Below are 7,242 nucleotides of genomic sequence, written 5' to 3'. Positions count from 1 at the left end.
CGTGTCGTTGCCGATCGAGATCGCATCATCCAGGTCCTTGAACTTGGTCACCGACAGCACGGGACCGAAGATCTCCTCCTGGAAGATGCGCATCTTGTTGTCGCCGACAAAGACGGTCGGCTTGAGGAAGAAGCCGTCCTTGAACTGGCCGCCCAGATTGACGCGCTCGCCGCCCGTCATGAGCTTGGCGCCTTCCTGTTTGCCGACGTCGATGTAGCTCAGGATCTTCTCGAGCTGGCCCTTGGAGCATTGGGCACCCATCTGGGTCGCCGGATCGAGCGGATCGCCGACCTTGATCCTGGCGACGCGGGCAACCGCCTTCTCGACGAACTTGTCGAAGATCTTCTCATGCACCAGCGCGCGGGACGGGCAGGTGCAGACCTCGCCCTTGTTGAACGCGAACAGCGCGAAGCCCTCGAGGGCCTTGTCGAGGAAGGCGTCGTCCTCGTCCATGACGTCGTCGAAGAAGATGTTCGGCGACTTGCCGCCCAGCTCCATGGTCTGCGGGATGATGGTCTCGGCCGCGTATTGCATGATCTGGCGACCCGTCGTCGTCTCGCCGGTGAAGGCGATCTTGGCGATGCGTGGGCTGCGGGCGAGCGGCGTGCCGACCTCCGAACCATGGCCGAAGACGACGTTCAGCACGCCCGGCGGCAAGATGTCGCCGATAAGGTCCATGAGAACCGCCAGGCTCATCGGCGTGTCGGAGGCAGGCTTCATGACCACGCAGTTGCCGCACACCAGCGCCGGCGCCAGCTTCCAGGCGGCCATCAGGAGCGGGAAGTTCCACGGAATGATCTGGCCCACCACGCCCATCGGCTCGCGGAAGTGATAGGCGACCGTGTCGTGGTCGATCTCGCCGATGGTGCCTTCCTCGGCCCGGATGCAGCCCGCGAAGTAGCGGAAGTGGTCGGCGGCGAGCGGCACGTCGGCGTTCATGGTCTCGCGGATCGGCTTGCCGTTGTCGCGCGTTTCGACCGTCGCCAGCAACGCCAGGTTCTCATCGATGCGATCGGCGATCTTGTTGAGCAGGCGGGCGCGTTCCGCGGGCGATGTCTTCCCCCAGCCCGGCAAGGCGGCATGCGCGGCGTCGAGCGCCTTCTCGACGTCATCGGCATCCGAACGGGCGATCTCGCACAACGTGCTGCCATCGATCGGGCTCTTGTCGGTGAAGTAGCGTCCCTTCCGCGGAGCGGACCACTTGCCGCCGATGAAATTGTCGTAGCGCGTACGCAGCTTCGATTCGTCGCTCGTGGACTTGGTCGGCTTATCCAGCATGTTGAGACTCCTTCCCTTGTCGCCGGCTCAACCTCGGTCAAGCAGCCGCGATGGAAACCGAGGTTGTCCCCGATGCACGCAGGATGCCTTGACCTCGATCAATGCCGCGCCTTGCCGGGACCACCACCTTGCTGCCTGTTGAATGCAGCGAGGAAATTCCGGCCATGACCCCCGACATGCCGCAAACGATGAAAGCCGCGGTCGCTCACAGGTCGGGCGGTTTTTTGTTCCCTATTGGCAATAGAACCGCCGGGGCGGCGCAGCCCTCGACGGAAGGCACGGTCAAGACTACCTTCGCAAGGCAAAACTCGAAGACGCCGGCACGAACTTCGAGCAAGGGACGCGACGACGGACGAATGGGCATGACCTTCTGACTGGATCGGATGGGGCCCCGCCCTGGTTGGCCGGAAATTGAGGAGCGATAGGATGACGGCGCCCGAAATGTCGCAAGAAGGCGAGACGGCCCCTGACCTGGCGACGATCGTCGCCGCGGCCGTTGATGCCGTGCAGGGGGACCGCACCCGCTTGATGGACGTCGCTCAGGAGGTGCAGCGCCGGTTCGGATACGTGTCCGACGAAGCCGTTCGCGCCATCGCCGCGCGCCTCGACGTTCACGGGGTCGAAGTCGAAGATGCAGTCTCTTTCTATACCTTCTTGAACCGGGAGCCCAAGGGCCGCTTCCATCTCCGCCTGTCCAGGACCCCCGTGTCGATGATGAAGGGGGCCGCTGCCGTTGCCGAGGCCTTTTCGCAAGCCACCGGGGCCCCGATCGGCGGCACCTCGCCGGACGGACTGTTCACGCTTGAATGGACCAACGATATCGGGATGGCCGATCAGGAGCCGGCAGCCCTCGTCGGCGGCGCCGTGCTCACTGCCCTGGCGCCGGAGGACGCGGTCCCCATCGTGGCCGCGTTGCGTGGCCATCGCGGCACCGGCAGCATGCCGCTCTTTTCCGGCCCGGACGTGCGGAATGCCGGCTTGCCCAAAGCCGGCGTCGCCACGGGCCTGGTCAAATCGGGGCCGGTGGTGTTCCAGCCCAGCCAGGCTGCCGGATCATCCGCCGGCCTCGCAGCGGCGCTTGCCGCTTCCCCCGAGGACGTCATCCGGGCGGTGACGCAATCGAAGCTCCGCGGCCGCGGCGGCGCGGGCTTTCCAACAGGTCTCAAATGGAAGCTTTGCCGGCAGTCGGCGGCCACGGCCCGCCGCGTCGTCTGCAACGCGGACGAAGGCGAGCCCGGCACGTTCAAGGATCGTGTCCTGCTGACAGAAATCCCGGACGCGGTCTTCGAAGGCATGACCATCGCCGGCTATGCGCTGGGGGCTCGGCAAGGGATCGTCTATCTGCGGGGCGAATACGCCTATCTTTGGGACAGGCTCCAGGCCGTGCTGGACGAACGCCGGCACTGTGGGCTGCTCGGCGAAAAGGCAGGCGGGCGCGAGGGTTTCGCCTTCGATATCCGCATCCAGCTCGGCGCGGGTGCCTATATCTGCGGCGAGGAGTCGGCGCTCATCGACTCGCTGGAAGGCAAGCGTGGCGCGCCCCGCGACCGACCGCCATTCCCGACCGACCGTGGCTATCTGCAGCAGCCGACCGCGGTCGACAATGTCGAAACCTTCGTCTGCGCTGCCCGGATCATGGAAAAGGGCCCGGATTGGTTCGCGGGCTTCGGCACGCGCGAGTCCACGGGGACCAAGCTCCTGAGCGTTTCAGGCGACTGCGAGCGCCCGGGCGTCTACGAAGTGGCGTTCGGGATCACCGTCAATGCGCTGCTCGACCTTGTCGGCGCACCGGACGCCGCTTTCGTGCAGATGGGCGGGCCGTCCGGGCAATGCGTCGCGCCGAAGGATTTCGGACGAAGCATCGCCTATGAGGATCTTTCGACCGGTGGCTCCGTCATGGTCTTCAACGCCGGACGGGACGTTCTGGACGTCGCGGCGCAGTTCGCCGAATTCTTCGTCGAGGAATCCTGCGGCTGGTGTACGCCCTGCCGGGTCGGCACTACCCTGCTCAGGAAAGGCATGGAGAAAATCCTCGCCAACCGGGCAACGCTGGCAGATGTCGCCGCGCTCGAAACCCTCGCGACCACCGTGTCCCGCACGAGCCGCTGCGGCCTCGGCCAGTCAGCGCCGAACCCGATCCTGAGCACCATGCGCAACTTCCCGGACGCCTATGAAGCGCGGCTTCAGCCGGCGCCCTTCCTGCCGGCCGTCACGCTGCAAGAGGCCTTGGCGGTGGCGGTCGCGGTCCAGGGACGCGAGCCGGTGGGGGAAGGAGAAACGGCATGAGCGGCAAGACCTTCACATTCACCGTCGACGGGATCGAGGTCACGGCCACACCAGGCCAGACCATCATCCAGGCCTGCGACGCCGCCGGCGTCTACATCCCCCGGCTCTGCCACCATCCCGACCTGGAGCCGTCGGGGCACTGCCGGGTCTGCACCTGCAAGATCAACGGCCGGCCCGCCAGCAGCTGCACCATGCCGGCGGCAGCGGGCATGGTGGTGGAAAGCGACACGCCCGAGCTGAACGCGGATCGCCGGACGCTGATCGAGATGCTGTTCGTCGAGGGCAATCATTTCTGCCCGACCTGCGAGCAGAGCGGCAATTGCGAGCTGCAGGCGCTCGGCTACCTGCTCGGCATGACCGGCCCGACCCTGCCCTATCTCTGGCCGCAGCGCGAGCTGGACGCCACGCACCCCGACATTTTCATCGACCGCAACCGGTGCGTCCTGTGCTCGCGCTGCATCCGGGCGTCCCGCACGGTCGACGGCAAGTCCGTCTTCGGGTTCGAGGGACGCGGCATCCATGTCCGCCTCAACGTCGACGGCGCGCACTTGGACGAGACGACGATCGCCGCCGCCGACAAGGCCGTCCATGTCTGCCCGGTCGGCTGCATCGTGATCAAGCGGACAGGCTATCGGACCCCTTATGGCCACCGGACCTATGACGACGCCCCGATCGGCAGCGACATCGAGGCAAGGCGCGCAGGCCGCAAGAAATGACCGGGCAGGAGAAGCGCTGACCATGGCAAAACCCAAACTCGCGACCTGCTCGCTCGCCGGCTGCTTCGGTTGCCACATGTCGCTGCTCGACATCGACGAGCGGATCATCGAGCTCGTCGATCTCGTCGACCTCGACAGGTCGCCGCTCGACGACAAGAAGCGGTTCGACGGCATGGTGGATGTTGGCCTCGTCGAAGGCGGCTGCGCCAACGAGCACAACGTGCATGTGCTGAGAGACTTCCGCGCGCATTGCCGCACCCTGGTCGCGGTCGGCGCCTGTGCCATCACCGGCGGGGTTCCGGCCATGCGCAACCTCGTCGGCCTGCGCGAATGTCTCGAGGAAGCGTATCTCAAAGGGCCGACCGTCGAGGCCGGCGGGCTCATCCCGAACGATGAGGACCTGCCGCTCCTGCTCGACCGGGTCTATCCGGCGCACGAGATCGTCAAGATCGACTACTTCCTGCCGGGCTGTCCACCGTCGGCCGACACGATCTGGGCCGGGCTGCGAGCACTCCTCACGGGCCACCAGCCGGCGCTTCCTTACAAGCTGTTCAAATACGAATAGCCACCGGCCGTCACGGGAGACATGTCATGAGCAGCGTGCAGGCAGGCCAAGGCCCCCGCAAGATCGTGATCGATCCGGTCACGCGCGTCGAAGGCCACGGCAAGGTGACGATCCGGCTGAACGAGTCCGGCGAGGTGGAGGAAGCGCGCTTCCACATCGTCGAGTTTCGCGGTTTCGAGCGCTTCATCCGCGGCCGGATGTATTGGGAAGTCCCCGTCATCATCCAGCGGCTTTGCGGCATCTGCCCCGTGAGCCACCATCTTGCCGCCGCCAAAGCCATGGACATGGTGGTCGGCGTGGGCAAGCTGACGCCGACGGCGGAGAAGATGCGCCGCCTCATGCATTATGGCCAGGTGCTGCAGTCGAATGCGCTGCACATCTTCCACCTGGCGTCGCCCGACCTGCTGTTCGGCTTCGACGCGCCGCCCGAACAACGCAACATCATCGCCGTGCTCAACCGCTACCCCGAGATCGGCAAATGGGCGATCTTCATCCGCAAGTTCGGACAGGAGGTCATCAAGGCCACCGGCGGGCGGAAAATCCATCCGACAAGCGCGATCCCGGGCGGCATCAATCACAACCTGTCGGTCGAAGACCGCGACGCGCTGCGCAAGCAGGTCGACCAGATCATCGCCTGGTGCGGCGCGGCCCTTCAGCATCACAAGGGTTTCGTGGCAGCGAACCAAGCGCTCCATCGGGATTTCGCAAGCTACCGGTCCAATTTCGTCAGCCTCGTCGGCCCGGATGGCGGCATGGACCTCTACGACGGAAGGCTGCGCGCGATCGACGCCGAGGGTGCGTCCATCTTCGACCAGGTGGACCCGGCAGACTATCGCACCCACCTCATCGAAGAGGTCCGCCCCTGGAGCTATCTCAAGTTCCCGCACATCCGCTCGCTCAGCCGGGAGGAGGGCTGGTATCGGGTCGGCCCCCTCGCCCAGGTCAATTGCTGCGCTTCGATCGATACGCCGCTCGCCGAGGCCGCGCGCCAGGAATTCATCGCCGAGAATGGCGGTGCTCCGGTCCAGGCCACCCTCGCCTACCACTGGGCGCGCTTGATCTGCCTCATCCACTGCGCCGAGAAGATCAAGCAGCTTCTGTTCGACGACGACCTGCAGGGAACCGACCTGATGGTCCGGGGCGAGCGGCGCGGCGAAGGGATCGCCTGCATCGAGGCGCCGCGCGGCACGCTGATCCATCATTATACGGTCGACGACAACGACCAGGTGACGAGCGCCAACCTGATCGTCTCGACGACCAACAACAACGAGGCCATGAACCGCGCGGTGAAGGAGGTGGCCATGAATGATCTTTCCGGACACGAAATCACCGAAGGGCTCCTCAACCATGTCGAAGTCGCCATCCGCGCCTTCGATCCGTGCCTGTCCTGCGCCACGCATGCCCTGGGGCAGATGCCGCTCGTCGTGACGCTGGAAGATGCCGACGGCACGCCCATCGCGACGAGGACCAGGCAATGACCAATCTCGCCCGCTTCGACAGCCAGGGTCTTGCCGGCCTGCCGCCGGCCCTGCGTGCCCGGCGTATCCTGGTCATCGGCTACGGCAATCCCGGACGCCAGGACGACGGGCTTGGCCCGGCGGCGGCGGCCGAGATCGGCAAGGTCGGCTGGCCCAACGTGACGGCGGCGGACAACTATCAGCTTACCATCGAGGATGCGATCGACCTCGCCGCCCATGACGTCGTCTGGTTCGTCGATGCGGCGATATCCGGCGACGAAGCCTGCGCGGTCCGCCGTCTGGTCCCGGCGTTCGACATGCCGTTCACCAGTCACCTGCTCAAGCCCGAAGCCTTGCTGGCGATCGCCGACCAGCAATTCGGGGCACGTCCGGAAGCCTATCTCCTCAGCATCCGCGGTTACGCGTTCGACTTCCGCGAAGGGCTGTCGGACCGAGCGAACGACAATCTCCGCGTCGCCGTGACGCTGCTGTGCCAACGGATCGGCCTTCTCTCGGGAGATCCGCAATGAATATCGGTTTGGGAGCCAGGCGGAAGACGGTGCTTCTGGTCGATTCCGACCCGCATGCACGGGCAACCTTGCGCACCGCGCTGGAAGCGGCCGGCTTCAGTGTCGGGGAGGCCGCGAACGGCCGCGAAGGGGAACGGACGGTGACACGCATCCAGCCGGACGCCATCCTGGCGGATCTGTTGATCGAGACGGTCGATGCCGGCAGCACGATCGCCGAGAAGCTGAAGGCGATCGGAGCCCGCATTCCCATCTACATCGTGAGCAGCGCCGCCGATGCCCTGGTCGGCGCCGTCGGCCTCGACGAACTCGGTGTCTCCGGGGTGTTCCTCAAGCCGGCCGATCCGGCGATCGTGATCCAGACGCTCAAGACGCGCCTGGCCGTGAACTGAGGCGGCAGGGAAGCGATGCAC

Annotated in this window: 8 protein-coding genes; 7 read left to right on the top strand and 1 reads right to left on the bottom strand. The window is 65.7% G+C overall.

Going from position 1 to position 7,242, the window contains the following annotated elements:
- On the bottom strand, positions 1 to 1,278 hold a 1,278-nt coding region (locus VHB27_RS07940), incomplete at its 3' end, for an aldehyde dehydrogenase family protein (protein ID WP_325598992.1).
- A gap of 164 nt (positions 1,279 to 1,442) precedes the next feature.
- Here VHB27_RS07940 and VHB27_RS07935 point away from each other — a divergent pair.
- From VHB27_RS07935 to VHB27_RS07905, 7 genes are read left to right on the top strand one after another with little or no spacing between them, the layout of a single operon-like run.
- Complete coding sequence (locus VHB27_RS07935; RefSeq protein WP_325598990.1) at positions 1,443 to 1,652, top strand: hypothetical protein; 210 nt, start codon at positions 1,443 to 1,445, stop codon at positions 1,650 to 1,652.
- 52 nt (positions 1,653 to 1,704) lie between these two features.
- Entirely contained in the window at positions 1,705 to 3,564 is a 1,860-nt protein-coding gene (locus tag VHB27_RS07930; protein WP_325598988.1) for an NADH-ubiquinone oxidoreductase-F iron-sulfur binding region domain-containing protein, read from the top strand.
- A complete protein-coding gene (locus VHB27_RS07925; RefSeq protein ID WP_325598986.1) occupies positions 3,561 to 4,280 on the top strand; it encodes a 2Fe-2S iron-sulfur cluster-binding protein in 720 nt (239 codons plus the stop codon). Before VHB27_RS07930 ends, VHB27_RS07925 begins: the two co-directional genes overlap by 4 nt.
- 22 nt (positions 4,281 to 4,302) lie before the next feature.
- Positions 4,303 to 4,845 carry an NADP oxidoreductase gene (locus VHB27_RS07920; protein ID WP_325598985.1) on the top strand — a complete coding sequence of 181 codons (543 nt, stop codon included), beginning with the start codon at positions 4,303 to 4,305 and terminating at the stop codon, positions 4,843 to 4,845.
- A gap of 26 nt (positions 4,846 to 4,871) precedes the next feature.
- Positions 4,872 to 6,323: a Ni/Fe hydrogenase subunit alpha gene (locus VHB27_RS07915; RefSeq protein WP_325598983.1), complete on the top strand. Its 1,452-nt coding sequence runs from the start codon at positions 4,872 to 4,874 to the stop codon at positions 6,321 to 6,323.
- On the top strand, positions 6,320 to 6,832 hold the full coding sequence (locus VHB27_RS07910) for a hydrogenase maturation protease (RefSeq protein WP_325598981.1): 513 nt from the start codon (positions 6,320 to 6,322) through the stop codon (positions 6,830 to 6,832). The genes VHB27_RS07915 and VHB27_RS07910 overlap by 4 nt, the downstream gene beginning before the upstream one ends.
- Positions 6,829 to 7,221, top strand: a complete 393-nt coding sequence (locus tag VHB27_RS07905; RefSeq protein WP_325598979.1) for a response regulator — start codon at positions 6,829 to 6,831, stop codon at positions 7,219 to 7,221. The genes VHB27_RS07910 and VHB27_RS07905 overlap by 4 nt, the downstream gene beginning before the upstream one ends.
- Positions 7,222 to 7,242 lie beyond the last annotated feature (21 nt).

This window comes from Rhodopila sp., assembly GCF_035548235.1.
Classification (GTDB): domain Bacteria; phylum Pseudomonadota; class Alphaproteobacteria; order Acetobacterales; family Acetobacteraceae; genus Rhodopila.
The sequence above is the reverse complement of the archived record's forward strand: the minus strand, read 5'-3'. Positions and strand labels throughout refer to the sequence as shown.

Bases quoted from the DNA above. Each gene is read 5' to 3' on its own strand.
- VHB27_RS07915 (WP_325598983.1), top strand. From the start codon at position 4,872: ATGAGCAGCGTGCAGGCAGGCCAAGGCCCCCGCAAGATCGTGATCGAT.
- VHB27_RS07910 (WP_325598981.1), top strand. From the start codon at position 6,320: ATGACCAATCTCGCCCGCTTCGACAGCCAGGGTCTTGCCGGCCTGCCG.
- VHB27_RS07905 (WP_325598979.1), top strand. From the start codon at position 6,829: ATGAATATCGGTTTGGGAGCCAGGCGGAAGACGGTGCTTCTGGTCGAT.
- VHB27_RS07920 (WP_325598985.1), top strand. From the start codon at position 4,303: ATGGCAAAACCCAAACTCGCGACCTGCTCGCTCGCCGGCTGCTTCGGT.
- VHB27_RS07925 (WP_325598986.1), top strand. From the start codon at position 3,561: ATGAGCGGCAAGACCTTCACATTCACCGTCGACGGGATCGAGGTCACG.
- VHB27_RS07930 (WP_325598988.1), top strand. From the start codon at position 1,705: ATGACGGCGCCCGAAATGTCGCAAGAAGGCGAGACGGCCCCTGACCTG.
- VHB27_RS07935 (WP_325598990.1), top strand. From the start codon at position 1,443: ATGACCCCCGACATGCCGCAAACGATGAAAGCCGCGGTCGCTCACAGG.